General features: G+C 47.0%; 2 protein-coding genes. Both read left to right on the top strand.

The window, feature by feature from the left end; genetic code table 11:
- Positions 1-496: aminotransferase class III-fold pyridoxal phosphate-dependent enzyme (locus B4K20_RS05825; protein ID WP_289282217.1), on the top strand; the 496-nt coding region annotated here is incomplete at its 5' end.
- Positions 493-858, top strand: a 366-nt coding sequence (locus B4K20_RS05820; RefSeq protein WP_289282216.1) for an aminopeptidase P family N-terminal domain-containing protein, incomplete at its 3' end; no start/stop codon positions are given. The genes B4K20_RS05825 and B4K20_RS05820, both read left to right, overlap by 4 nt.

Genomic DNA, 858 nt, shown 5'->3' with positions numbered 1-858 from the left:
CGATATTGACCCCGATATTATCTGTATGGCGAAAGGGCTCGGTGGGATGGGAACACCGATGGCAATGAATCTGATTAAGCCAGAAGTCGATGAGTACTGGGCGCCGGGTGAACATACTGGGACATTCCGTGGACAGAGTTTGTCTTTTGTAGCCGGTAAAGAAGCTCTGACCTATTTTGATAACGATGATCTGATGCAGCAAGTCAGGCAAAAAGCCGAAACAATGTATCAGACACTGGCACCGTTAGAAGAGAGGTTTGAACAGATACAGGTTCGCGGTAAAGGCATGATTATCGGTTTAGATGTGACAACTGGTGAGCGTGCAAAAGCGATTGTAGATGAATGCTTTAAAGCTGGTTTGCTGATTGCCAGTTGTGGTACAGGTGGACGTGTGGTTAAGCTGATTCCACCCTTGACGATTCCTGAAGATGATCTTCAAGCCGGATTAGAAGTGCTGGTGAATACGACACAAAAAGTCATGGAGGAGGCAGCATGAGACAACGCGATGATATGACCTTTCCCTTTGAGGAATATGAACGCCGTCTGAGTGAGCTACGGGTCAGAATTGCTCAACGTCATTTAGATGCAGTGGTGATTACCGATCCGGAAAACATCATGTACATGACGGATTATCAGACCACAGGGTACTCTTTCTTTCAAGCTCTGGTCGTTCCTTTAGAGCAGGAGCCCTTCATGATCACCCGGGCGATGGAGGAGTCGAATATTATTGCCAGAACCTGGGTGGAACGAACACGACCTTACCCTGATACGGGTGATGCCATTCAGATGCTGGTGGATGCCTTACGCGAATTTGGGTTATCAGATAAACGCATTGGATATGAGCGTAATAGTTACTTT

Source organism: Methylophaga sp. UBA5088, from assembly GCF_002414625.1.
In the GTDB taxonomy this organism is placed as follows: domain Bacteria; phylum Pseudomonadota; class Gammaproteobacteria; order Nitrosococcales; family Methylophagaceae; genus Methylophaga; species Methylophaga marina.
The sequence above is the reverse complement of the archived record's forward strand: the minus strand, read 5'-3'. Positions and strand labels throughout refer to the sequence as shown.